Below are 26097 nucleotides of genomic sequence, written 5' to 3'. Positions count from 1 at the left end.
AGACCAAAGTGTTAATAAATGGCCTCATACTTGCTTATTCTCTGGTCAGCTGCTTGGCTCGTCAGTGCTAAGTTCGGTTATATCTGAAAATAATAAACAAAAAACACACTCGCTATTGTGGAAAGTACCAGCAATGTCACAAAAAAAACAAAAATATGTCGTAATTATACAACAGAATAGCGTGATATAATGTTTGCGGTCCAGAGCAGGCTAACTTCTATATCAACTCAAGATATTGAAGCTAAAAGGAATTTTTTAGGTTTATAGGTTTTTAGATGTTGGGAATTAGCGACATTAACCTGTCGCAAAATTAAGACTCCGCTCGATATTGGAGCAATTTCTTTTACAAGCACTGTAAATTTAAATGTAGTACGCAACTTTAATGGTAGAGACATCATGCATAATAAAAGCCCCGGGGGCATAATTCAGAGCAACCAAAGTAGTTTTTCTACACTTTATCGTTTAGTCGATATGGTTGTTATCACCTTAGTGTATTTTCTTGTGTTGTTATATCAAGGATTACCGATTAATTCCTCAGATTTATTGTTACTTTTTGTCAGCATCATTTCTTATATGTTGTGTGCAGAAGCAGTTGATTTGTATCGCTCTTGGCGGACCGCCCCAAACACTTTAATGATAAAGTGGGCCATGATTGCCTGGGGTGTATCTTCTTTAGTGACGACTGCTTATGCCTTTATTTTCCCAGAAAGTATCGCTGCATCTAATTTTGTGATTTTAAGTTGGTTGGTGCTTTGTGCACCGACCTTAGTTAGCTGGCGCGTGGCGTTTCGCGAAATATTGTTTAGGCACCGTAAAAAAGGCCACAATACGCGCAGAGCGATTGTGATTGGGGCGACACAATCGGGATACAACTTAGCAACCCAGATTATGGAAAATGATCAATTAGGGATCATTTTCAAAGGCATGTACGATGACCGAGCTCCGGCTCGTATCCCCCATGAAATTCAGCATCAAGTGATGGGCAGCATTCAAGATGCCATTAAACTAGCCAAAGAAGGCGAGGTTGATTACATCTATATTGCCATGCCCATGAGCGCCGAGAAGCGTATCATGCAAATTTTAAACATGTGCAGTGACTCTACCGCTACGGTCTATATCATCCCTAACTTCTTTATGTATAACCTGTTGAATGCTCGCTGGCAGAGTGTTGGTTCGATTCAAACCTTGAGCGTATTTGATACGCCCTTTCAAGGTGCAGGCGATATCACTAAGCGTTTAGAAGATATTGTTGTGTCGTCATTAATTTTGACGATGATCGCCATCCCCATGCTATTTATTGCCATGGCAGTGAAATTAACCTCTAAAGGCCCTGTGATTTTCAAGCAAAACCGATACGGTTTAGATGGCAAGAAAATCAAAGTGTATAAGTTTCGCTCCATGACGGTGCAAGACAACGGCGATAAAGTGCAGCAAGCGACCAAAAATGATGCACGCATTACGCCCCTTGGTGCCTTTTTACGTAAAACTTCGTTGGATGAATTGCCACAATTTATCAACGTGTTACAAGGCCGTATGTCAGTCGTTGGGCCTCGCCCGCATGCGGTTGCGCACAATGAAGAATATCGAAAGTTGATTGAAGGCTATATGCTGCGTCATAAAGTACGCCCTGGCATCACTGGCTGGGCGCAAATCAACGGCTTTCGCGGTGAGACTGAAACCATTAACAAGATGATTAAGCGCGTAGAATATGATTTGGATTATATACACCGCTGGTCAGTGTGGATGGATATTCGAATTATACTCGCCACCGTTACCCGTGGGTTTATTAATAAAAATGCTTATTAATAGGTCATTTAGTTAAATAAAAAGCGCCGAGCAATTGCTCGGCGTTTTTGTGTCTACTATGAGCTGACTTTAGCTAATTGATACTCCCCTAATTCGACAGCCGAGTGCACCACACTTTAATTGACTCACCTTATTCAGGCGCATGTTATTCAGGCTCGTTTTCATTTGGCCTATAGATTTTAAACTCGCCTCCTGCGTGCAATAACCCAAACATATGCAGTAGCCCATCGTAATAGCGATACATTCCTGTGGGCGCGTCTTGTTGCCATAAGTAATTCAGCATTTCGGTAGAAAACGGGTTTTCGCTTATTGTGGCCCCTACCCCATTCATTGCAGTGCGACCATGACTACGGTAATCGATACCAGGCTCACGTGTTCCGTCGACCTCATACACAGCAATGAAATCACCGTACTGCTCAACTTCGCCTGTAAAAAAGGTAACTTGCTGCTCCACCAGAGACTGCAGAACAGGTGACTGACTTACCCAGTGATAATCCATGGCCATGTTACCCATCACCCGGAATGAATCGTAGGCACTTTTATGACTATCAGGGTTAAAGCTAGTCGTCTGGGGCTCACCTTCGTGACTAGCATAGTCACTGAATAGGCCCGTAACTGGATGAGCTGATTTCGCCAAATACTGACGACTTATGGCAGCGGTCTCGTGCCAATAATCGTTGTTTTCATCCGCCCACAACGCCCACATTTCGTAAAAAGCCGGTAGGTGATATGAGGGGTCGGAGAAACTCGCCACATTGGTCGTCGTCACAAATTCAACTTGTTGATAAACGGGATGCATCATAAGCCGCGTGCTGCTGTTATCAGATTTGGTGAAGATCATATCGTGGAGTATGTCATTTGCCTCTTGCTGATAATCAAAGATACCATCAGCACTCCCCCAGCGGTTATTCGCAAAAAATAGTGCCATTGCAAAATACTCTTCGCCGTCTGGTGCAGGGTTGGTATCAATCGCATTATAAGGAGCATTGCCACTGAGTCGCCACGCGAAAAAGTCTTTGCTATTGCCGGACGTATTTTGCATTTTAGCTTTAGTAAATCGCCACAGCTTGTTGAAGGTTTCTTGGTCGTCCATCATCACAGAGATCATCATGCCGTAAGACATGCCTTCAGAGCGAATATCGTTTGAATCTATTGCCTTGATGAATGCCATGTTGTCACCCACACCATACAGCAGTGTGGTATCAGAAAGTTCAGGTGCCGGCTCACTGGGCGCTTGCCCCGCAACGAAGACATTGTCTATTTGGATATCGCCTGCCAGTTCCGGCGTTTTGCCATTTGCGACAAATTGCACGCCAATACCGCGCAGTTGGCTAAAATCAAAACTGTCACTGATATAGCCAAATTCAGTGGCAGCACTAACATCGCTAAAACTAAGGGTGATAAATTCATCTTTAGGGAATCCATCGACCATGGTGTAACCCAAAAAGGCAGGCTGATAATTGGCATCCTCCAGCATTATTTGCACGACTAAGTTGCCGTCTACTACGTAATTAGCGGGTATCTTTACGTCGAAACTGATATCGCGCCCGTCCGTGATATCAACCCCGGCGAACTGTTGGTATTTAACGGTAAATACGTCACTATCACTTAGCCAATTCGGGCTGATTGATAACACATTATTACTTTGGCCATCGTCGTCTATCACATTGCCCACTGTCAGCGCTGGCTCAATAGCACTTCCATTGTTCGCCCCCGCACGCCACTGTGCAATACCATGGTCGAATGAATCTAAGAAACTAGGGCTGTTATCTGTTTCTGAGTCACCAACTGGTTGGTAAACGCTTACTTCTGAAACAATGATATTGCCACCAATATCAGCGCCTTTACCATTTGCTAAAAACTGGAACCCTATGGTGTTGATTTGGCTAAAATCGAACCCTTCAGATAAGTAACCGAAATTCGTATCAGGCCCTAAATCTTTGACTAAAATGGTGCTTTCATCGGGTTGGGTTATTGTACGATACGCAAAAAAGCCTATTCCACCAGATGAGTCTTGAATAAAGAGCTGCGCCGCCATAGCACCGTCATCAGCGTAGGCTTGATCAACAGCCATTTTGTATTCAACATCAACGCCCTGCGTTGCATCAATGGGCTCAAACGGGCTTGAAAGAACCGCGAGCGCGTCACCGCCGCTTTGCCAATTTGGCGTGATGATTAAAGCTCCCCCGTGTTGAGAAAGTGTCGCCTCAACCTGCGAACCGTTATCCGCATGCCACTGCCAGTTATCAATACTGTCATCAAAACCTGCATGGTAAATTCGTTCGCCTTTACTGGGCTGCGGTACAGCTTGGTCGGGCACCAATTTGAACAATTGCTGATAGGTGGCATTAATTTTTGCGGTGACTTGTTCTTGGGTTGCTAAGCCACGCTCAACAAAGAAATTTTTATATTCACCCGTGTGATAAGCAGCGTTCGGCGAAAAGTCATCGCTAATGGCATTGCCGCTTTGCTGGTAGTCGATAACCCAACTTAAGTCCTGCTCATTGAATCGTGCTCGGCGGTTTTGGACTAGTACGAACGGCTCTGTTAGCTCAAGCACGCAGTTAGCGGGTATTTCTATAACACTGACACCAGAAGATTCTATTCGTGAATGAGGGGTACTCGAAGTCACGTCTATTTGTACGTCTTGAACGCGCTCGGCGTCATTTTTAACGAACACCGAAAACTCGTACCGGTAATCACTTCGCCCTATCCGCGTTTTGTTTGTTAGCGTTAAGTGATCAATGCTCACTTCAGCATATGACGGCATACTGAAAGATGTTAAGAGCAGAGTTCCTAGTGCTAATGAGACCCTCTTTTTTATAGAAACCATTTTCACGCTGGGGGCACTGCTCATCGTATTGCTGACTGATAAAGTGCTCATGCTGTCACTCCTTCGCCCACGCGAAGATGATTTCCACCTAGGTCCCCTGCAAAATGTGATTTACCTTGGCGTCTTATAAAACGGCCCATTACACCAACTAACGCGATGAAGAATAATGCACTCATTGGCGCACTAACGGCTCGCGTTGTGCTTAGTTGATACTCACCTTCGCTTGTTATATCGAAAGAGTTGGCGTTATACGTTTCGAAGCGCTGTGTGGTGCTGATTAACTCTGCGTTATTGGTCCAATCGAACACAACCGATAGCCCGGTTAATGTTTCCCCTGCCTGTAACGGGCTGGCTAATGCTAAGGCATCGACGAATCCGTCTTCTTCTAGGCCAAATATGCTTTGTGACGGCGCAACATATACGTCCCAATCAACAGGGCTAAAAAGCAACCCTATGTTGTCGAACACACCATATTGAAAATATACAGTGAGCCCATCGATGGCATTTTGGCTATCATTAAAAAATTGATAGTCAGCTTGATATTGCTGTTCGCCTAGTTTGGTTACATCAGAATTAATGATGAGTGCATGGGCGTTTAAGCAACTAAATAATAAGGTCAGTATCAGTAGTGTCTTCATCGGCTTCCTCTTATGTTCTATATGTGTTGTGTTTTGTGTCGCCGTATTAGGTATCAGTGAGCTGGTGATGCCTAACGGCGTTGTGTACGTATGGGCATTGCGCGTAAAGCGGTGCTGAGAATGCTGGTCTACTTACTTCAGCAAACATTCGCCTCGCCTTATGGTCATAAAGACTACACAAAGAAACCGCCGCCATTAACACAAACTTTACATTTAGAAATATTTCATAAGACGTAAGTAAGACTGCGTAAAAATCGAGCGAGGAAAAAGCTGAGGAAAATACCGAACAAAGTAACGAAAAAGTGCCGAAGGAGCTAACAAGCGAACTAACAATAGCCGTAAAGAAGTACGCAGAGGGAATTTGCTAACGTAAAAAAGCCGAGACATATCTCAGATATGCTCGGCAAAGGTGTCACACAATGAACTTGGTGCGAGTTAAGGTGTTAGGTATTAGCGCTTTGAGTTGTAAACTTACATCTTACGTTCACCGTTCAAGCTGCCTTTTCACCGATATTACTTTCAACTGACGGGGCATTTTCGTCAGCCGGCGCTCTAAGTAAGAAATCAAACGCACCGAGTGCAGCATTTGCTCCGTCGCCCATGGCGATGATAATTTGCTTGTAAGGCGAAGTCGTTACATCACCTGCGGCAAATACACCTTCAATCGAGGTTTCACCGCGCTGGCCTACTTCAATTTCACCTCGAGCAGTTAAGGCAATATCACCTTTTAACCATTCGGTGTTCGGCACCAAACCAATTTGCACAAAAATGCCAGCCAATTCGACTTGATGACTTTCTTGGCTAGCTCGGTCTTGATAGGTTAGACCGGTAACACGTTTGCCATCGCCTAGCACTTCTGTCGTCATGGCATTTAAGATAATGTCGATATTGTTAGCAGCTTTCGCTTTACGCTGAAGTACCTCGTCAGCACGCAATTTTGTATCAAATTCGAGTACGGTGACATGCTCAACGATATTGGCTAAATCAAGAGCCGCTTCGATACCTGAATTACCGCCACCAATCACCGCGACGCGTTTGCCTTTAAATAGCGGCCCATCACAGTGTGGGCAATAAGCAACGCCTGCCCCGCGGTATTGTTGTTCGCCAGGCACGTTCATTTCACGCCATCTTGCGCCGGTGGCTAACATCACTGTTTTACTGGATAACAATGCGCCATTCTCAAGCTCGATATTAAGCAAGCCGTCTTTTGTTAACTTCACGGCTTTATTATTCGCCATGATGTCCACATCATAATCTTTAACATGTTGTTCTAGGCCTGACACAAGTTTAGGGCCGTCAGTCGCTTTAACGGAAATAAAGTTTTCGATAGCCATGGTGTCAGTCACTTGCCCACCAAACTTTTCGGCCACAATACCAGTACGAATGCCTTTTCTTGCTGCGTAAATCGCAGCGGCTGCACCCGCTGGACCGCCGCCTACAATGAGCATGTCATAGGGTGCTTTGTCATTGAGTGACTGGGCTTGCTTGGCATCTGCCTGAGGGTCAATTTTGCTTAAAATTTTCTCTATGGTCACTGCCCCTTGGGTAAACAGTTCGCCATTTAAGTAAACACTTGGTACTGACATGATATTGCGCTGGCTCACCTCTTCTTGAAACAGTGAACCATCAATCATGGTATTAGTAATATTTGGGTTGATAACAGAAAACACGTTTAATGCTTGCACTACCCCAGGGCAGGTCTGACAGCTCAACGAAACGTATGTCTCAAATTGGTACGAGCCTGAAAGTGACTTAATTTCAGCTACTTGCTGCTCACTTATTTTCACTGGGTGGCCGCCACTGTTTAATAACGCGAGTATTAATGAAGTGAATTCATGGCCCATAGGTACACCAGCAAAAGTAATTGAGGTGCTATTTGTTATGGAAACCACTTCCATAGACGGTTTTCGAATGTCGCTTTTACTTTGCGCCACAACGCTGACTAACGGCGATAACGCAGCTATTTCGTTCGCCAAATCTGTGAGTTCTGCGGATTTCTTAGCTTGATGTTGCTCATCAACAGCAATGCGTAACTCCACGGGTGAAGTTAAATTTTCTAAATAAATCGCCAATTGGCCTTTTAATTTTGCGTCTAACATAGGTTACTCCAATAGACTGATGATGGGCGGTGTCTTTTTTGCCATCAATTGTTTGCTAATTGATGGTAATTGGCTGGCTTGAACACTCTAGCCAGCCCTTACTTAACGCACGCCTAGTGTTAGATTTTGCCTACTAAGTCAAGTGAAGGCGTCAATGTTTCTTCGCCTGGCTGCCATGCTGCTGGGCACACTTCACCATCGTGATTGGCTACATATTGTGCAGCTTGCACTTTACGCAGAAGCTCGCTTGCAGAGCGGCCGATGCCTAGATCGTGAATTTCAGCAATTTTGATTTCGCCTTCAGGGTTCACTACGAAAGTGCCACGAAGTGCTAAGCCATCTTCTTCGATCATTACACCGAAATTACGAGTAATTTTGCCCGTTGGGTCGCCGATCATCGCAAATTCAATTTTGTTGATGGTGTCTGAGCTGCTATGCCATGCTTTGTGCGTAAAATGGGTGTCAGTTGATACAGAGTAAACATCAACACCTAGTTCTTGTAATTTCGCATAATGGTCAGCTAAATCGCCTAGTTCTGTGGGGCAAACAAACGTGAAGTCTGCAGGATAAAACATGAAGATTGCCCATTTGCCTTCAATGTCCTTTTCTGACACTTCAACAAACTCGCCATTTTTGAATGCTGTTGCTTTAAACGGTAAAACTTTGGTATTGATAAGAGATTGTGTCATTGAAATATTCCTCGTTTCATTTGATTGTGGGTGACTTCGAGGAAAATAATATGACGGAGGATGATAAGTTTAAATTAATTAAAATCGATTATTGAAATCTATTTTTAAGATTAGATGTACGGGTGAGTTTTAACGGCAGTTTTGTCACGGGAGGTTAAACGTAAAAAACCACTCAACACTGCCTATTAAGACAACGTATGAGCGGTGAGAGGTTCTCTGCTAGCGCGAAAGACACGCTAGAATTATAGATTTTATTATACTGAGCAAAACCTAATGCTTTGTTATTTCAAAGCTTAAAACAACATTACTGAGAAAGTGAAACAGTGAGTCGGTCAGCGCTGGCTTTTTCAGTTTCTACAAACTTTGACCATTGCTGCGCCATACCCTTACTGCTATTAAATTTCTCGGCTTCGGCCAATTCATTCAATGCTTCGTTGTATTGCCCTACGTTAAAAAATGCCATGCCTTTAACTAAATGCACCGTGCCTTCGTTCCGTAAACCGCCTTTTCCTAACGCCGCCTCTGACGCTGAAATAGCTTGTTGCCACTTCTCCATGTTGAGATAAATTTGCCCTAACTGCGCATCTAGTTCGCCATCATCAGACAAATCAGCGGCAGCCTTCATAACAGGTACCGCTTCTTCGTTTTCTTTAGCGAGCACCCAACATTGGGAAAGGAACTTCAAATTTTTAAGGTTCTTATCAAGCACGCCGCTCTCAAGGCCCTTTTCAATTAAACGAGCACCTTTAAACGGCATTTGGTGGTAGTAATAAAGCTGCGCGAGGTTAAACATATCAGAGCCGCTTTCGATGTAGCCTTGCTGATACGCGGTTTCAAGAATGGCTAATTGCTTTTGCTCTTCGCCTAGTTCTCCGTACATGCCAGCAAGTTGCACCCAATATTTGGGCTTATCAAAATGCCTGACCAATTTCAGCAGTACGTCTTTCACGTTTTCAGATTGCTTTAGTTCGTAATACACCGCACGTTGCAATACATACCAATTTTCATCTGGAATATCGTCTTGTGCTTCAACAATCTCAATCGCTTTTTCGATATAACTCGCGGCTTTATCGTAAGACTTTTGCTGGTACATAGCCTGCGCTTTTAACACGTAGTTTTTAGCGGGTATTTCAGAGTTTGGATTAACCGAGGCATTTAACGTTTCCCAGCGCTCTAAAAAGGCCACTGTTTTGTCAAAATTGCCGCGCATCATGTGCAGTTGCGCCAAACTAAATAAGGTGCTTAGCTCAAATGACTCTGGGATTGGCTGTTGCTCTACCACGGTTTCAAACGAGGCAATCGCTTCATCAAAGCGCTCAACGTTATAGTAAATAAAACCATAGAAGTTATACATCATGGCCAGCTCATAGCTGTTCATTGAACTCGCTTTACCTTTCACGTTTTCCAAGGCTTCGAGGGCTTCGTCAGTTTTACCTTCATCTGCCAATTTTTGCGCTCGGGAAAGTTGGTCGTACACTTTCACTCTAAGGGCTGGCGTTCTTCGGGTTTCACGTTGACTGTCTTCTTGTGCCTGGGCATTTTTCATTGCCACCGGCGTGACATTAATGCCCAGACCAATCACTGCACATAATGCCAAACCTAGAACCTGGCGTGAGAGGTTACTGCTTTTTTTATTGTTTAATTTCATCAAGCCCCCAATTAACCATCAATCTGGAAAGAAATACGGTTTTGCACACCAGCCACTTCAGCAGGTTCACCGTTGACTACCCGAGGTTTGTATTTAAATTTAAGCGCTGCATCAATTGCCGCTTGATTAAACAGATCAGCTGGCTGGGCATCTACCACAAACGGATTTTTCACCGAACCCTGCTTCGACACTGTAAATTCAACAATAACGTAGCCTTCGATACCACGAGATAACGCACGTCGAGGATAAACCGGTGCCACTTTCACAATCGGCAGATATTCCCCGTCACCCGATTCAAGTGCTAAGCCGCCATCTAACGATAAACCTTCGTTAACGTCGGCTCCAAAGTCCATTCCATTGCCCTCGGCATTCGGCGTAGGCGAATCCATCTGCGGTTGCTCCATCGCTGGAGGTGGCGCTTCTGGCTTAGGCGGCTTCTTGGGTTTACGATCTTTCTTCTGGGCGGATTCTTCTTTTTTCACCCGCACGAAATCCAGCACACTGCCCTTTGCAGGCTCAGTTAATGCGCTACCACCACTTTTGATCAGTGATTGCATCACGAAAAACAGGCTCAGCGTCACAATGGCTGACAATGCTATCGCTATGAGATATCTAAGCATGATCTAGGGCTCTTGCGCTGCAATCGAAACATCGGTAATACCGGCGGCACGAGAGGCATCCATGACCTTAATTAAGGTTTCGGTAGTCGATTTTTTATCCGCTTGGATCACCACAGTACCTTGTGGGTTTTCCGCATGCAGACGCTCAATATTCGCTTGAACTGCACGCACATCAATTTTACGTTTGTTGATCCATATTTCGCCTTTGTCACTGATGGCTATCAGAATATTGGCGCGGTCTTTCTTGACCGCTGTTGCCGCTTCAGGACGATTCACATCAATACCCGATTCTTTAACAAAAGACGCGGTGACGATAAAGAAAATCAACATGATAAATACCACATCGAGCATCGGCGTCATGTCGATTGCTGCTTCTTCTTCGTCCATCAAATTTTGAAAATGTTGTTTCATAACTGTCTCTTTTAAGGCGCAGTAGGCAGGCTACTTGCGCTCTATTGTCAATGCGTCTTCTAAATGCGTACGTTCTGATTTTGTGGTGCGGGCTAACCAAGTTGAGGCAAAAACCCCGGATAACGCACCGACCATACCGGCCATGGTAGGAATGGTCGCTTTTGATACACCAGAGGCCATCGAGCGCGCACTACCTGAACCAGAAATAGCCATAACATCAAACACTTCTATCATGCCGGTTACCGTTCCCATTAAGCCCAATAGAGGGCACAAGGCAACTAAAGCCTGAATAATCGGAATGCCCGCGCCCAAGCGCAGGCTAACGCGAGAAATCATCGCTTGACGTATTTGTTCTGCGTTCCATGAGCGTCTGTCTTTACGTGCTTTCCAAGTGGCAATGGTTTCTTTCTTATAGGCTTTATGCCAGATGAACACGTACAACGCTCGTTCAAGGATCAGCAACCACATGACGAATATTAAAAACCCGATGACCAAGAGAACTTGGCCACCTGTTTCCGTAAAATCACGTATTGCTTCGAAAAATTCCAACATAGCTAATTACCTTAGGCGCTTGGAGCTGACTTTGTTTCCATGCGCTCAGCACGCTCGGCAATCACACCTGACGCTTGTTCTTGCAGAATAAAGACTACGTCTTTAGAGCGTGTGTTGAGCATCGCGTAGAGCAAGGTCATTGGGATAGCCACAACCAAACCAAGTACGGTCGTCACCAATGCGGTGGAGATACCACCCGCCATCAATTTAGGGTCACCCGTTCCGAACAAAGTAATTGCTTGGAAGGTGTTAATCATACCCGTCACCGTACCAAGTAGACCCATAAGAGGCGCTACCACAGAGATGATTTTGATGATCGTAAGGTTCCGAGACAACTTAGGTATTTCACCCAAGATAGCTTCTGTCAGGTGTAGCTCAAGCGACTCAGTATCCGCTTGTGGGTATTTGTCACGCACTTGCATCACGCGACCAAGCGGGTTGTTAGAGGTAAACTTGTCAGATTTGAGCTGCTTGTTTACTTTGGTTTTAATCACAGTCAAAGTGATTAAACGCTCAAGGGCTAACAATAAACCAATTGCACCAACGATAAGGATGATGTACCCGACTAAACCACCTTGTTCAACACGCTCTTTTAAGCTTGGTGCCTGAACCAATAATTTAAGAATTGACCCGCCGGTTGGGTCTAAACCAAACTCAACTAGCTCGCCATTTGACGCCTGAAGCGCTTCTGCACTTGCGGTATAACGACCAGCAGGCTGACGAATTAACTCGCCAAGTGAGTTAGTTGAACCTTCATAATCAAGATATTTGCCATCAGCAACCAAGGCAAACGTCCCCACGCGCACCACTTCTTTGCTGACTTTAGCGCCGCCGGCTTCAACTACGTCGGCGTTGAAACGCGTGACTTTTCCTGATTCGGTCATTTCACGTTGCATTTCAAACCAAACACGCTCAATTTCTTCTATAGAGGCAAGCTTTGAGCTTGAGCCCATGGACTGTGCCATTTCATCTAGAAACTCTGCACGGTTAGGGATTTGAGCGGAGATAACAGAATTAAAGAACTTGCTCTTAGTGTCACCAGCGACTTGTTGAAGTACACCGAACAACTCTTTAAGTGAGCCTAAACGCTTAGTTAATGCGTCGTTTAAGTCACCTAATTTAAATTCGTTTTCTTCGAATTGCGTTTCTAACGTTTCAGATGTGCGCAACGCGTTGTCACGGTTTTTGCCTGCATCGCGAAGCATTTGATCTTGCTCAGCACGCTTGGCAACAAACTCTTTCTCACGTTGGTTGTTCTGTTGAGTCTGCTGAAACTGACCTTGCTCTAATTGCTTAAGCAGCGCATCTAAATCCAGTGCTGACTCTTTCTTCGGTAACGGATCGGCCGCCATTGCTGAAGTTGCTGTTAATGTAACAAGCAAGGTAAGTGCGATATTTTTAATTAATTGATTCATCTTCATCGTGCTCTTAATCTGTGATCGCAACAGGCAACATCAGTAGGTCTGGTGCCATTTGTTTTTTAGCCATACGCAGGCCTTTAGTAACTTGGGTGCGGTAACTAGACGGTAAGGCATCCCACTGACGAGTTTGCGCATTCCACATACCTTGCATGCTTGCGTCACGCGTTTGATATATTAAAGCGGTACGGCCAACGCGCAGAAAATCAACGTTACGCTCTTGCCCATCAATATTTTGTAAACCGGCGTAAGCTTCTAATGTGCGTCCGTAGTCCATTTCCACTTGGTAGGCTTCCATCACGCGGCGAAATTTCTCAGAGGGCGCCACATCAGCTTTGTCCATCATACTTTTCAAGCCGGCAATACGTGTTGCTCGCTCTTGGGCTAAAAAAGGCACATCAAGAGCAATGAACTGCTCGAGACCATCAATCATGCGCATCATCAACGGCGTAATTTGACGCTCAATAACACTCACATCATCGATTGCAGCGTTTAAGTCGGCCATTTCCTGTGCTTGGTTCTCAATTTGCTTGCGCAACTGAGTGTTATATACCTCTAGGCCTTCAGTCTCTTTATTAATGGCTTTGAATTGCTGCAACTTATTATCAATCTGATCATTGAGCTTGTTGATTTTCTGCTGTGAACTCGCTGCTGAGTTGTTAATCTTCGTCGCTTTTTCAACAGCTGGCTTCAGGTATGCATCTTCCTGGGCATTGCCAGATGCAGATAAAAGCAAACTTACACTGAGTAAGCTGGCTGATAACATAGTGGTAGACTTCATTACTCAAACCCTATTTGAAGGAAATGGTGAAACAGTGTGCTCCTCTCGGATCAGTCTATTTCATTCAGAATTTGCGCAAGGATAGGGGCTAGTCGTGGCATTTTTATGACAGCTATATGACGTATAGGTGACAGTAATATTTCAGTATTATGACAGCCTTTTATGGCGCGGTTTATGTGTGCGTGCAAAGCGCTGAATACTCAGCGTACGTGGCTCTTTTTTGCGCTCACTCAGCCTCGAAGCTGTATGTTATCGTTTTGATTGTCAGCCAAATGTGACATTTAAGTGATCCCTTAACTGCTACAATTAACGAGACTTTAAAAGGACATTTAGGCACAATACGCCCCCTTCGCTCAGCCTACTTATTTGTTCTTGTTTTATATCCGGACAACGCTTCATAAATGAACGTGTGATGTTAAAGAAATAAAGAAGCTAATTAGCAACATGGGCGATGGGAGTAACGCGATGACACAATCGCAGAGTGACATACTGACTATAACCACACATTTACTAGCGGTGACACAATGACCAATTTTCACAAAGCAGCATTAGCCGTCTGTATCCAAGGTGCTCTATTTAGCCATACTCTTCATGCACAGGAAGTACCTGCAGCAAAAGATAAAGGGTTAGAAAAGATCACGGTTACAGCGCAAAAACGTACGCAAAGTATTCAAGAAGTGCCAATCTCAATTGCTACCTTAAACGGAGAGCGATTTGAAAGCATATTTTCAGGTGGTGACGATATTATCGCCCTAGCAGTGCGCGTTCCAGGCTTATACGCCGAATCATCCAATGGCCGTGTAGCGCCGCGTTTTTATATCCGCGGTTTAGGTAACACAGATTTTGACTTAGCAGCCTCTCAGCCGGTTTCCATCGTGATGGATGACGTGGTCAAAGAGAACGTTATTTTGAAAAGCTTCCCATTGTTTGATGTTGAGCAAGTCGAGGTTATTCGTGGCCCACAAGGTACCTTGTTTGGGCGCAACACTACTGCTGGTATAGTCAAGTTTGACTCAGTTAAACCCACAGAAGATTTCGATGCTTACGCCAAGTTAGGTGTGGGTAATTTAGGGACAGTCAATTTTGAAGCAGCTGTTGGCGGCGGACTTGCTGAAGATTTATCAGGACGTTTATCTGTGTTATCCCAAGACCGGGATGACTGGATAGACAATGGCTTTACTGGCGAGAAAGATGCGATTGGCGGCTTTGACGAAAAAGCATGGCGCGGTCAGTTGTTATTTACCCCAAGCGAAGACTTTTCAGCGTTGTTAAACGTGCACGGCCGTGAGTTAGATGGCACCGCATCGGTCTTTCGCGCTAACGTATTTACTAAAGGCAGTAACGATTTAAATCAGAATTTCGATCGCGACACTGTCTATTACGATGGCGACATCGACGGTAATGGCACAGACAATAACCCGCAAGAATACGAAAACTATGGCGCATCTTTAAAGTTAGAGTTTGGCTTAGATGAAATGTCGTTCACGTCAATCACTGCCTATGAAGAAGCAGAAGGCTCAAGCCTTGGTGATATTGATGGCGGTGTGTATACCAATGATTTAACCACGCCAGTACCTGACGGCCTTACTTCTGCCAATTTCAACTCTGGTTTTGAAGACGTGTTAACGTTTCCTGGCGCCATAGGCTTTAGTGCTGTCACCCAAGATAACTTAGACGACTTGGAGCAATTTACGCAAGAAATCCGCTTGGCCAGTGAAACTGACGATGCCCTTAGCTGGCAAACCGGTGCGTTTTACTATGACTCGTCGTTCAACGTGACGAGCATCGATGGCTACTTTGGCGCGACCACAGTATTCCATGAAAACACCACTTGGGCTGTTTTTGGGCAAACAACTTACGAATTGAACGAGCGTTTGAATGTGACCGGTGGTGTGCGTTATACCCACGACAAAAAATCACTTCGTGTTGGTGAGCAAAACGTCGACGGCTTCGCATTAATCACTGGTGATGCCAGTGTTCAAGACTACGACGACATTGATGTGGATGATGGTCAAATTAGCTGGGAGCTAAGCGCTAACTACAAAGTAAGCGATGACACCTCGGTGTTTGCTCGTTTTGCTAATGGCTTTAGAGCTCAGTCGATTCAAGGGCGTGATGTGGCTTTTGAAGGTGCACCTTCAGTGGCTGACGCAGAAACCATTAACTCAATCGAGTTTGGTTTTAAGTCTGACTTGTTGGAAAACACCTTGCGCTTAAACGCTGCCACTTTCTATTACCAAATCGACGATATGCAGTTCTCTGCAATCGGTGGTGGTGCAAATAACGTAGCATTAGTAAACGCAGATAAAGGTGTGGGTTACGGTTTTGAAATCGACGCACAATACGTGGCGAACGATTACTTAACCCTTACCGCAGGTTATAGCTACAACAAAACAGAAATTAAAGATGATTCATTAACGTTACTGCCTTGTGGCACAAATGAAGCATTTGGCTCAACAGGTAACTGTACCGTACTTGACCCTCGCCCGAATGGCTTTAACGCTGTTATTGACGGAAACCCTTTCCCGCAAGCGCCAGAGACGATCTTCACGTTCACAGCACGTTATGCGGTACCTTTGGGTAATGATGGTGAATTCTTTGCGTTTACGGATTGGGCGTACCAAGGGGACACGAACCTGTTCTTGTACGAATCTGTTGAGTTTCAAACAGACGGCAACGTAGAAGGCGGTTTGCGCATCGGTTATGAAAACTTCGAGCATAACTATACCGTAGCCTTATTCGGTCGCAACATTACCGATGAAGAGAACGTAAAAGGTGCGGTGGATTTCAATAACCTAACGGGTATTGTGAATCAGCCGCGCATCTTTGGTATCGAAGCGAAGGTCAGCTTCTACTAAGCAAGCGACAAGAAACAGTGGTCTAAATACTTAGGCTCGTTCTCAAAAAAGGCAGATAATCATCTGCCTTTTTTATGCGCTCGATATTGGCCCTTATGCTGACGCTGTATCTTTGCGCGTCATCATGACGATGAACAACGCAAGTATGACACCTTGCACCAGTACGCCCTGCCATGTGGCAGAAATACCCAACCAGCTTATCGAAACATCTAGTGGAAATGCATTGATGCCAATGATCGCAGCTTCTTGCAGTGCAGAAATCCCCTTGCCCGCCAAAATAAAGGCCAATATCAACATAAAGTAAGCGCTCATAGAGAAAAAGCGGGCGATAGGTAACTTGACGGTGTACTTAAGCATCAGCCAGGTGATCAGTGCGAGTATGGCAACCGCAGCGACGAGTCCGTACCACACAAAGCTTACTTGGCTACCATCCCCTACCGATTGAGTTAACAGTGACTGATAAAACAAAATCGTTTCGAATACCTCTCGATAAACTGAAATAAACGCTAACCCAGTTAAGCCCCATAAGGTGCCGGTGCTTAAATGACGTTCGACGTTGTCATTGATGTACTTCTGCCACACTGATGCTTGGGTTTTGCTATGCATCCAATAACCGACGTAAAACAAAATGCCGGCGGCTAATAAGGCCGCGCCGCCTTCCATGAGTTCTCTTGATGCGCCACTGATCGTGATCAGGTTTTCAGCCGCCCACCAAGTGACGCCACCAGCAATAAGTGCTGATGCCCAGCCAAAATGTACGTAGCGAATGGCGTCTTGGCGCTGGGTTTTTATCAGTACGGTGATGAGCGCTAACACGATAAGCAGTGCTTCTAACCCTTCACGCAGCAAAATGATCAACGAAGCCGAAAACATAGCGTTGTTCGATAACGTCGCTGAGTTCAGTGTGCTATCGACTTGTTCAAGTTGCTGCAATATTTGTTGTGATTCAGCGCTTACTTGCTGCTCATTATTGGGTGAGCTCAGCACATTACGGAAATTCAACAACTGCTTTTCTACCGATTTTCGTAAACCACTATCTCTGGCGTCGAGGTTATTTTCGATCAGTTCAAAACCATCTAAATAGGCACTGACGGCGAGTGTTTGTGCTTGCGCAAAATTGCCTTCGTTGTAAGCATCGACAGCGGCGATCAGGTTGTTTTTTGCTGTGGCGATAGGCGTATTGGCTTGTCCGAAAAATACCTCTGGCGAGGCGCGCCACTGCTCAACTTGCATCTGGCTAATCGCATCATTTTGCGCTGCAATTTGTACTGGATTATTGTTTATCCAGCTTTGCAGGGGCAGCGTCGGTTTAACATCTAAATCATTTCCCGCCGCACCTTTAAACGCCAAACTGCCAGCATAAAACGCTAAAGACCAACGCTGCTGATCGTTGAGCTCGGTAAACGCGCGCATTGCGGTATCGTCTAGCCCCGCGCTGATAGCGTCGTAAAGCCCCAACAAAGAACGGTTTTGTGCGCGCTCTTTTTCAGTAAAGTCTGTTGGCTGAGGGCTAAACGACTTCGCTAGTGGACCGTCGCCTTGACCGGCTGGGCCATGGCATGCAGAGCAGTTATCAACAAAGAGTTTATCTATTTCTGCTTGAGGCAACAGTTGTGCTGGCAATTTTAGCGCGGGCGACATGGCTAATAACTCTTGGCGAATTTGTAATGTCAGGCTTTGAATTTTCCCCATTGGTGACTTAGCTAAAATAGCCTGCTGCAGTGCTTGGGCATTGGCGATGACCGACGTTTTCTGTAAATCAAAGTCACTTAGCGCGGCAGTTTGTAATGCCTCCGCCTTTTGCAAAATTAGCTTGGCGAATTGTTGCATTTCAGCAAATTCGTCTTCGCTTGATACTTCACCATCGACCACGGCTTCTGAGTAATCAACACCTATGTATTCCGCCATTTGTAAAATCTGACGACTCTCTTTAACCGCATCTAGTTGAGAAGCTGATTGAGCTAAACTCGGCGCCGATTGAGTAAGGCTCAGCATGATGCAGAAACTGAACGCCAGCTCAGCAAAGAGTTGACGACGACTTTGCATAAGATGAACGAATGAAACCAAAAAGCGTTTAAAACAAATAGCAGAAGAGTACAAAACTAAAACCTTAACGTTTAAGTGTGTGAATGCGTATGGCGACATCTATACGGCATACCCAAAACAAATGAGAATAATTATTATTTTACTTTTAACCGGCCATCGAAGCAACGCTTTCAGCTTATTGCCGCAGTGCTAAAGTACTATGTCTGTTTCAATGCGCGCGCCCTATATTCATTGCTGTCACTTAGAAAACAACAACTAAAGAGGACACCATGAATATAATAAAAGAATGTTACAGAATACGAATATTGGCGCTGTTAATGTGCTTGGCTCTGCCGTTCAATGCATTTGCCTGTAAAGACGCAGTGGTATTAGTCCATGGCAATACGGCCACACCTGCCAGTTGGGATAACACCTATGATCATCTGCTAGCTAATGGCTACAGTAGTAGCGAAATCTATAAACCGGATTGGGGTTCGAAGAACTGCGCCGCCTGCAACAACCATAGCGGCAATGAAGAAACGCCCGTGCGCCAAGCAATACAAAGTGCTCTAGCCTCATCCTGTACAGGCAAGATTGATGTGATCGGTCATTCGATGGGAGCAACATTAGCCGCTCAGCAAATTGATAAACTTGCCATTGCCAACCAGGTAGATACCTTTGTGGGGATTGCCGGGGCATTTTTAGGCCTTAAAAGCTGCGGTTATTACCCGTTTAATGTGTGGAGCTCTACTTGTGGCTCAGCGGGATTATCCGTAGGCAGCCCATTTTTAGACAGCATTTATAATGTGCCGCTAGCTTCAAAAGTATATTCGATTAAGAGCTATATTGACCAAATTGTATGCTCAACCGGTGGCTGCACTGTCGGCGGTGTGCATAGTAGTCGTATCGTGAATGAAGACGCTACGTTCAATTACGCATTAGGACATTTTGGTTTGCAAACCGACACCACCGTAAAACAATACGAGCTAATTCAGTGAAGTCACAGGCAAAAAAGTAGCCGCTAATGCGGCTATTTTGAAAACAAAACATGATTAAAAATCGTACTTATAGCTCAACTTAACTGTTGTGCCGATAGAGCGAGTTCTAACCGAAAGACCACTTTGTGTCACTTCTTGGTCTTCACCCAATAGATTTTTAACCGTTAATTTAACGGTAGTGTTAAAGTCTGGGTAGTAAGAATACGTCGCATCTAACGAATGAAAGGGTTGCTCAAATGAGTCGTCACGACCATTAATACCCGATGCGAGGATACGCTCACCAAAGGCGTTATACACCAAAGAGCCACTGTGGTTGCCATTCGCAGAGTCATAGCTAAGTTGCATGTTCACAACATATTGAGAATGACCTGTCATACGTTTTTCTGTATTGGTTAAGTTACCTGCTGAAGCAGCGTCAATCTGCACTTCTGAATCACTCAAGGTAATATTACCAGAGGTAAAAAAGCCATCTGATACAAAACTCAAATCATATAACCATTCAGCTTCGACACCGTATACTTCCGCGGTCTCACCGTTCGTAAAACTAGCGGTGTAACTTGAATCACCTACGTTCAGCACGGTTTCAATTGGGTTAGCAATGTCTTTGTAGAAACCTGAAATGGCTAAGTTATCGCCGTCATCAAAGTACAACTCGTAACGCAAATCAAAGTTTTTCAGCGTGGTTGAGCTCAACGTGGTGCTGCCCGTAGTACGGATATCCGTTAACGGGTCGTTGTAACCTACTGGAACAACCTCTCTTAAATCAGGGCGTACTACCGTTTCTCCGTATCCGAAGCGCAGCTGGTAATCTTCGCCACCCACGTAGGTCAAACTCAAGGCTGGATAAAAATCATCATCGTTAACGGTACCGTTAAGAATATCTTCTTCGCTGTAGTAGTTATCAGAATCTTCTTTGGTAAAAATTAAGCTCGAAGACGATAACGACACTTGTTTGAATGATTCATAGCGCAAACCACCACTTATGCGCCAAATACCTTTATAGAACACATCGAAAGCCGCATAACCGGCATCAATTTTTTGCGCCGCTAAATAGTCATCTGCTTCTGGTGCGATAGGCTCATTGAAGTTAATCAACATATTGGTATCAATGAATTCGTCGGTCAAATAGCTGCTTAACGACAAGATATCTGACTCATTGTCATTCACAACGATTGATGAATTGGTGTTATCGAGGAAAAAGCTAGATGTGGTATACAAACGCGCTCTGTCTACGAAGTCCCAACCGCCTTTCAATTCCACTTCCAAATTCTTGAAGGTAAGAGGAAGCGTGACGTTTCCTCCCCAAGATTTCATGTTGTCTTCCATGTCAACGAACTGATAGTTAGCTCGACCTTGGGCACCATCAATGAACGAGCCAGTGTAGGCGCCGTTGTCGTAGGTGTCAGTGAATTCATAGGCCACATTCAATGGGTTGTTTGTTTCAGCGCTTGATTCTGTGTACTGCCAATCAACGCCAACGCCCATGTAATCTAAGAACGTATGCTGACCGCGGAATTGGTCAACATCTAACGTGCGCTCTTCGAAATTAAAACTATGAGTGCGGTCTGCTTCATTATCAGCGGCGATAGTAATGTTTTGACTCGGATTCTGTGAAATAGAGATTTGCGATTCATCTTCATTATCTTCGATGTAAATCTTGGTGTAGGTCAGGCTATGGGTGTCTAATTTGTAACCCACGCTGACTAAGCCGTTCAAACGCTCTTCTTCAGTCGTCATTTCTGATGACGCAACGGTATCAAAACAGGAGTTTTGTACGTCTTCTGCTGTCACCAACTGACTAGAACAATTATCGATAGGGGTTGCACTTGTCACCGCACTGGTGCGGTCGGAATATGTCCATTTATTGTCGTATGCAACCGATGCTAGGAATCCAATTTTTCCATCGAAAAAATCTTCATCAAAACTATTGCCAATAAACGCTTGAGCAGAATAGTTAGGGTCTAACGACTCATCTTTCAGTGCTAAGTCGCGAGGTAGTGATTTCGCCAACGTTCTATTTAACACTCGAGCTTGATCCGCTGCAGATGTGTCACCTGTGACCAAATTATCTTTGTTGATAATATTCGCTAGGCTAAAGTCACCACGATAATAAGGGATGGCATCTGTTAGTGTTTGCGGGATCCCCTGCTCGTTCCGATCATAGGTATACCCATCGGAGTTATTACTGTTGGCCTCGATACCGACTTGAATGCCCGATACAAATTCTGTCGGGATGGCTTTTGTTCGAATATCAACGTTACCGCCACCGAATGCTGCTGGCATATTGGGCGAATAAGCTTTTTGTACAGATAGACTTTCAATCACGTTAGCAGGAAAGATATCTAGCGGTATGACGTTTCGGGTTAAATCAGGGCTGGGAATGCTGGCACCGTTCAAACGTGCACTTGAATATCGCTGACCAAGACCACGCACATAGATAAATTTGCCATCGACCAGCGTGAGGCCTGTTACCCGGCGCAGTGCCGACGCAGCATCGCTGTCGCCAGTGCGTGAAATTTGCTCAGAGCCTAGTATATCCGCAACGAAGGCTTGATTTTTACGCTCTTCGATAACGGCAGCAGCGGTTCCCTGTAATCGAGAACCCGTTGCCACAACTTCTTCCATTACCTGGCTTTCTTGCGCGACTGCGCTTACTGCACTCACCAAAAGCCCGAGTCCTACCGAGTAGGCGACTTTTTTAAGTTTGTATTGATTGCTCACCTTAAACTCCTAGCTATAAATCGAAAAATAGGCGCTCCTAGGCGCCTATTTATCTTATGCAAATTGGTTACTCGTCAGCAGCTGCGTTGGTAAACGCATCGTTTGCCCAGTTGTACCAATCAGAAGAAGTGTCAGTGTCAGATACCGCACCTATGTAGTCAGTTGATTCAAAAAATGCATCTAGTGTCGAGGCATCAAATGCTGAAATAGTGATATCTGTGCCAGTCGTTAACGTTGCAAAGCCATTTGCAGCAAGCACGTCAGCATTACCACCAACGACTTCACTGTCATTCGCTTCGAACCATTCTTGAACCGTGGTTGAATCACTACCAAAGGTAACAGTTTCGTTGCCAGCATTAGCTAATTGAGCACAAGCTGCTACTGAGTTATGGATAGACGCTGAGCCATTAACAATAACTTCAGCGGCGTCACCACTGTAATTAATACACCAGGTTTGCGTAGCAACTGGCTTAACCAATAATGTGTTGTACCAAGTAGCTGAAATCATATCGTCTAACTTCATGGCGATTGACTCATCGTCATCACGAATAGACAAGCCATCAGTGGTTAATACGGTTACATTAGCAATCACAGGCGCTGACGCAGGCGCTTCAGCTGAAGAAGTTCCTTTCACCCCATCAGACTCGAAACCGCCGTTACCCATGTTCACGGTCACGCCATTTGCATTAACCACTGTACCTTGCTTGATAAGAACGTACTGCGCACGACCCTGCCAACCTGCATCAATGTCTAAGCTGTCATCTTGAGTATCGGTAATAACGATGTGCTTAAGGTCAACGGCACCACCGAATAATTCAATACCATCATCGAACCCTTGATAGATATCGATATAGTCAATTTCAGTCCCTGAACCAACAGCAAACAAGCTGAGCGAGTTCAAATCGTTTCCGGCTTCTTGGCCTGCTGGTAAACCACCTGCATAATGAATTTTAACGAATTTAAGCGTACCGCTATCGTCAGCGTTGTCGCTACCACCGTAGTAACTGGTTACGCCTTCGCTCTCTGCGCTACAGGTATTTGCACCACGCTGAGCATCGGTACATTGGTCAGTAATACCGAAACCGTCGATCATCATGCCGCCCCAATCGCCGTATTGAGCACCATTTCCGACTGAATCAAGACGTGTAAACGCATTCACTGAAGTAAATGTGATTGGGTCAGCAAGGGTTCCTTCAGCTTCAATATTCGCACCACGATTCACTAATAAGAAAGAAGTAGACTGGTTAAAAGCAACTGTTGCACCTGCTTCTACAGTCAGGGTGGGGCCGTCAGTTTCAATAGTGCACGTTCCGCCGTCGGTATTACAACCTTCACCAACCACCAATGAGCCTAGGAAATAATGCACACCATCGTTGCTCAAATCATCAAGCGTCACGTTTGTTGTAAGAGGGTTACTTGCGCTAACGAACGTTGTTGAGTAAGAACAATCTTGGCCGTCATACGTACCTTGAACCGTCTCGCCGCTATCATTCTCGTAAGAGGCACAAACGTTAGTTGTGCTATCGCCACCACCTGTAGTCGGGTTGGTTACGCTATTATCAACGCTATTATCGATGACCGTCGGAGTCACTTTTATATCTCCGCCACAACCAGCAAGTATTAGAGCAGTCGCTACTGCAGACGCGTTGAAAAAATTCTTAAGTTCCATGGTGTTCTCCGATAAACGAGTGATTTTTTAATGTGTTTTAAAATTTGCACGAAGATTACCGAAGCTCGGTGACATTTTTGTTACATATAAAAACTGTCAGAAAAGTTTAATAAAAGTGTCACGAACTAAGTGCTGCGACGAAAGGAATAACGCGGAAAATTTATAAAATATGTTTAATTTCAGACATCTAGAGAGAGTCATGGGCAATACACGCTTTTCGCCTAAAAAGCGCAGTGTCTAAGACGTGGACTGTTTCACCGATAACTCGTGAGAAAACGCAAATGAAAACTCACTGCCCTCTCCGACTTTGCTTTTGATACGTAAGCGAGAGTTATGATGATTAAGCACATGTTTAACAATAGATAAACCTAACCCCGAGCCACCTGTTTTACGCGAGCGCGCCTTATCGACTCGATAGAATCGCTCAGTCAGGCGACCTAAGTGTTTGGCCTCAATCCCATAACCGTTGTCGGTGACCAAATACGTTGCTTGGCCATCCACTAACGACCATTGCACGTGAATTTTGCCGCCTTCTTGGGTGTAGTGAATGGCATTAAATAATAAATTGGAAAACGCACTGCGTAATTCAGTTTCGACACCGTAGACTTTCAGACCTTGGTCAACGTCCATTGTGATCGTATGCTGCTTTGCGCCATTGAGGGTATCGGCTTCAATCTTGATCGTATTGAGAATTTGCGGCACATCGACAATGTTTTCCGTAGAGCGCTCACTACTGGCTTCGATTCGAGATAACACTAATAGCTCCTCGATCAAGCACTGCATGCGCGTGGATTGAGAGCGCATTTCTTCAAACGCTTTTGCCAAAAAGGCCTCTGGGATATTAGTCGCCCCGGGCAGAGTCTCTAAATAACCATTGATCACCGTTAAAGGCGTTCGTAGCTCGTGAGACACATTAGCGACAAAATCTTTGCGCATTTTCTCTATTTGGGTGAGCTTGGTAACGTCCCTAATCAAAAGCAGTAAATGTTCATCGCCGTAAGGCATAATACGATATTCAAGAATACGCTGATCGTTTACCGGAGACGGCACTTCTATCGGCTTTTCATAATCTTTGTTGTGATAAAATTCGACAAATTGTGGATGGCGCACCAAATTGTAAATTCGACGACCTGCATCGTCCGGCCAGCGTAGCCCTAACTCAATTCTAGCTAATCGGTTACACCAAATAATCGCTGCGTTTGCATCCACCACGACGGCGGCATCAGGCAGCGCTTCGGACCCTTCACGGAAGCGTTTAACTAATAACCCTAGTTCTTTGCGTTTAGCGCGGTTTCGCCTTTGCAGTGTGTAGATACCGTCGTATATATGCTCCCACACGCCATTGACTCTGGGAGGCGTAATTTTTTTACTCTGCCACAACCAATGGTTTAGTCGATAAATATTCCAGTAATGGCTCGCCAAGAGCAGTAACGCACCAATAGCGACTGCTAAGCTTGGCTCTGAGAAATACCAGCCAAGTAAGATAACCACCAAAAAGTAGGCCGCTAAACGGCCTAGGCTTCTAAGCCATGAGAAAGGGTAATACATGGCAGCAACTGTTCTCCTGTGCAGCCGACGAATACGGAAGTTTCAGTATAGACGGGCTAGATTACACTTTTACTGAAAAGCGGTAGCCTGAGCCGCGAACGGTTTGAATCATGCTGTCATGCCCAAAGCGTGATATCGCTTTGCGCAAGCGACGAATGTGTACATCTACAGTACGGTCTTCCACGTATACATTTGTACCCCAAACGTTATCCAGTAATTGCTCACGGCTATAAACCCGCTCGGAGTGCGACATAAAGAAATGCAGTAATTTGAATTCAGTCGGGCCCATATCAAGCGGCTCATCATTGGCGGTCGCACGGTGCGAAACAGGATCGAGTTTTAAACCATTGAATTCAATAAGTTCATCACTAGATGTAGGCGTAACGCGACGAATAACCGCTTTTATTCGGGCAACCAATTCCTTGGGAGAGAAAGGTTTTGTCACGTAATCATCAGCACCTGAATCAAGCCCACGTACTTTGTCTTCTTCTTCGCCCCGGGCCGTTACCATTATAATGGGAATATCACGGGTAAATTCATGTTGCTTTAAACGCTTCGCGAGTTGTACACCGCTGCCACCTGGCAACATCCAGTCCAACAAGATAAGGTCCGGGTATGGCTCAACGACCTTTTCCAAGGCGACATCAAAATCTTCTGCCTCAATCGTTTCATAGCCAGATTGCTCTAAGACAAATTTTAACATTTCCCTGATCGGCGCTTCATCTTCAACCAGTAATACTCGTTTGGCCATTTTCATTTTCCTGTTCATGACAAAGTCCGCAA

The 26097-nt window shown here is 45.0% G+C and carries 18 protein-coding genes; 3 read left to right on the top strand and 15 right to left on the bottom strand.

From position 1 onward, the window contains the following. Positions 1-396 precede the first annotated feature (396 nt). Positions 397-1806 (top strand): undecaprenyl-phosphate glucose phosphotransferase, encoded by a 1410-nt coding sequence (locus tag AC0L6N_RS03250; RefSeq protein WP_473478793.1) that lies wholly within the window; start codon positions 397-399, stop codon positions 1804-1806. A 145-nt stretch (positions 1807-1951) separates the two neighbouring features. Here the strand turns inward: AC0L6N_RS03250 and AC0L6N_RS03245 are convergent, their stop codons facing one another. The 10 genes from AC0L6N_RS03245 to AC0L6N_RS03200 form a co-directional block, all read right to left on the bottom strand. Then, positions 1952-4690, bottom strand: coding sequence for a family 8 glycosyl hydrolase (locus tag AC0L6N_RS03245; protein ID WP_473478791.1), 2739 nt, complete (start codon positions 4688-4690; stop codon positions 1952-1954). Then, positions 4687-5277: a hypothetical protein gene (locus AC0L6N_RS03240; protein WP_473478789.1), complete on the bottom strand. Its 591-nt coding sequence runs from the start codon at positions 5275-5277 to the stop codon at positions 4687-4689. The genes AC0L6N_RS03245 and AC0L6N_RS03240 overlap by 4 nt, the downstream gene beginning before the upstream one ends. Positions 5278-5768: 491 nt before the next feature. After that, the gene (gene ahpF, locus AC0L6N_RS03235) at positions 5769-7376 is read right to left on the bottom strand and encodes an alkyl hydroperoxide reductase subunit F (protein ID WP_473478787.1); all 1608 of its coding nucleotides are present in this window, start codon (positions 7374-7376) and stop codon (positions 5769-5771) included. Positions 7377-7495: 119 nt separating this feature from the next. Further along, positions 7496-8065: an alkyl hydroperoxide reductase subunit C gene (gene ahpC, locus AC0L6N_RS03230; RefSeq protein ID WP_473478785.1), complete on the bottom strand. Its 570-nt coding sequence runs from the start codon at positions 8063-8065 to the stop codon at positions 7496-7498. 304 nt (positions 8066-8369) lie between these two features. Then, positions 8370-9713, bottom strand: a complete 1344-nt coding sequence (locus AC0L6N_RS03225) for a tetratricopeptide repeat protein (protein ID WP_473478782.1) — start codon at positions 9711-9713, stop codon at positions 8370-8372. 11 nt (positions 9714-9724) lie between these two features. Next, positions 9725-10333 (bottom strand): energy transducer TonB, encoded by a 609-nt coding sequence (locus AC0L6N_RS03220; RefSeq protein WP_006991294.1) that lies wholly within the window; start codon positions 10331-10333, stop codon positions 9725-9727. 3 nt (positions 10334-10336) lie between these two features. Next, positions 10337-10744 carry an ExbD/TolR family protein gene (locus AC0L6N_RS03215; protein ID WP_006991295.1) on the bottom strand — a complete coding sequence of 136 codons (408 nt, stop codon included), beginning with the start codon at positions 10742-10744 and terminating at the stop codon, positions 10337-10339. A 30-nt stretch (positions 10745-10774) separates the two neighbouring features. Beyond that, positions 10775-11296, bottom strand: a complete 522-nt coding sequence (locus AC0L6N_RS03210; RefSeq protein WP_006991296.1) for a MotA/TolQ/ExbB proton channel family protein — start codon at positions 11294-11296, stop codon at positions 10775-10777. An 11-nt stretch (positions 11297-11307) separates the two neighbouring features. Continuing rightward, positions 11308-12711, bottom strand: coding sequence for a MotA/TolQ/ExbB proton channel family protein (locus tag AC0L6N_RS03205; RefSeq protein WP_473478778.1), 1404 nt, complete (start codon positions 12709-12711; stop codon positions 11308-11310). Between the two features lie 13 nt (positions 12712-12724). Next, positions 12725-13495, bottom strand: coding sequence for a DUF3450 domain-containing protein (locus AC0L6N_RS03200; protein WP_011573924.1), 771 nt, complete (start codon positions 13493-13495; stop codon positions 12725-12727). A 524-nt stretch (positions 13496-14019) separates the two neighbouring features. Between AC0L6N_RS03200 and AC0L6N_RS03195 the strand changes: the two genes are divergently transcribed. Beyond that, complete coding sequence (locus AC0L6N_RS03195; RefSeq protein WP_473478777.1) at positions 14020-16353, top strand: TonB-dependent receptor; 2334 nt, start codon at positions 14020-14022, stop codon at positions 16351-16353. 93 nt (positions 16354-16446) lie between these two features. On the opposite strand, the gene AC0L6N_RS03190 is transcribed toward AC0L6N_RS03195, so the two are convergent. Beyond that, a complete protein-coding gene (locus tag AC0L6N_RS03190) occupies positions 16447-18348 on the bottom strand; it encodes a cytochrome c/FTR1 family iron permease (protein WP_473481232.1) in 1902 nt (633 codons plus the stop codon). Between the two features lie 320 nt (positions 18349-18668). Here AC0L6N_RS03190 and AC0L6N_RS03185 point away from each other — a divergent pair, with 320 nt between their 5' ends. Further along, positions 18669-19376, top strand: coding sequence for an alpha/beta fold hydrolase (locus tag AC0L6N_RS03185; RefSeq protein WP_473478774.1), 708 nt, complete (start codon positions 18669-18671; stop codon positions 19374-19376). 54 nt (positions 19377-19430) lie between these two features. On the opposite strand, the gene AC0L6N_RS03180 is transcribed toward AC0L6N_RS03185, so the two are convergent. The 4 genes from AC0L6N_RS03180 to phoB all read right to left on the bottom strand — a co-directional run bounded on the left by AC0L6N_RS03180 (position 19431) and on the right by phoB (position 26065). Further along, positions 19431-22097: a TonB-dependent receptor domain-containing protein gene (locus AC0L6N_RS03180; RefSeq protein WP_473478771.1), complete on the bottom strand. Its 2667-nt coding sequence runs from the start codon at positions 22095-22097 to the stop codon at positions 19431-19433. 67 nt (positions 22098-22164) lie between these two features. Then, a complete protein-coding gene (locus AC0L6N_RS03175) occupies positions 22165-23766 on the bottom strand; it encodes a hypothetical protein (RefSeq protein ID WP_011573919.1) in 1602 nt (533 codons plus the stop codon). A 237-nt stretch (positions 23767-24003) separates the two neighbouring features. Further along, entirely contained in the window at positions 24004-25314 is a 1311-nt protein-coding gene (phoR, locus tag AC0L6N_RS03170; protein ID WP_011573918.1) for a phosphate regulon sensor histidine kinase PhoR, read from the bottom strand. Between the two features lie 61 nt (positions 25315-25375). Beyond that, positions 25376-26065, bottom strand: coding sequence for a phosphate regulon transcriptional regulator PhoB (phoB, locus tag AC0L6N_RS03165; RefSeq protein WP_006991307.1), 690 nt, complete (start codon positions 26063-26065; stop codon positions 25376-25378). Between the last annotated feature and the right edge of the window lie 32 nt (positions 26066-26097).

It is taken from the genome of Paraglaciecola sp. G1-13 (assembly GCF_055809255.1).
This window is presented reverse-complemented; position numbering and strand designations above follow the sequence as displayed.

Coding starts and splice junctions, on each gene's coding strand:
- phoB (WP_006991307.1), bottom strand. CDS start 26,065: ATGGCCAAACGAGTATTACTGGTTGAAGATGAAGCGCCGATCAGGGAA.
- AC0L6N_RS03190 (WP_473481232.1), bottom strand. CDS start 18,348: ATGCTGAGCCTTACTCAATCGGCGCCGAGTTTAGCTCAATCAGCTTCT.
- ahpF (WP_473478787.1), bottom strand. CDS start 7,376: ATGTTAGACGCAAAATTAAAAGGCCAATTGGCGATTTATTTAGAAAAT.
- AC0L6N_RS03225 (WP_473478782.1), bottom strand. CDS start 9,713: ATGAAATTAAACAATAAAAAAAGCAGTAACCTCTCACGCCAGGTTCTA.
- AC0L6N_RS03220 (WP_006991294.1), bottom strand. CDS start 10,333: ATGCTTAGATATCTCATAGCGATAGCATTGTCAGCCATTGTGACGCTG.
- ahpC (WP_473478785.1), bottom strand. CDS start 8,065: ATGACACAATCTCTTATCAATACCAAAGTTTTACCGTTTAAAGCAACA.
- AC0L6N_RS03205 (WP_473478778.1), bottom strand. CDS start 12,711: ATGAATCAATTAATTAAAAATATCGCACTTACCTTGCTTGTTACATTA.
- AC0L6N_RS03215 (WP_006991295.1), bottom strand. CDS start 10,744: ATGAAACAACATTTTCAAAATTTGATGGACGAAGAAGAAGCAGCAATC.
- AC0L6N_RS03195 (WP_473478777.1), top strand. CDS start 14,020: ATGACCAATTTTCACAAAGCAGCATTAGCCGTCTGTATCCAAGGTGCT.
- AC0L6N_RS03185 (WP_473478774.1), top strand. CDS start 18,669: ATGAATATAATAAAAGAATGTTACAGAATACGAATATTGGCGCTGTTA.
- AC0L6N_RS03240 (WP_473478789.1), bottom strand. CDS start 5,277: ATGAAGACACTACTGATACTGACCTTATTATTTAGTTGCTTAAACGCC.
- AC0L6N_RS03210 (WP_006991296.1), bottom strand. CDS start 11,296: ATGTTGGAATTTTTCGAAGCAATACGTGATTTTACGGAAACAGGTGGC.
- AC0L6N_RS03245 (WP_473478791.1), bottom strand. CDS start 4,690: ATGAGCACTTTATCAGTCAGCAATACGATGAGCAGTGCCCCCAGCGTG.
- AC0L6N_RS03200 (WP_011573924.1), bottom strand. CDS start 13,495: ATGAAGTCTACCACTATGTTATCAGCCAGCTTACTCAGTGTAAGTTTG.
- AC0L6N_RS03250 (WP_473478793.1), top strand. CDS start 397: ATGCATAATAAAAGCCCCGGGGGCATAATTCAGAGCAACCAAAGTAGT.
- AC0L6N_RS03175 (WP_011573919.1), bottom strand. CDS start 23,766: ATGGAACTTAAGAATTTTTTCAACGCGTCTGCAGTAGCGACTGCTCTA.
- phoR (WP_011573918.1), bottom strand. CDS start 25,314: ATGTATTACCCTTTCTCATGGCTTAGAAGCCTAGGCCGTTTAGCGGCC.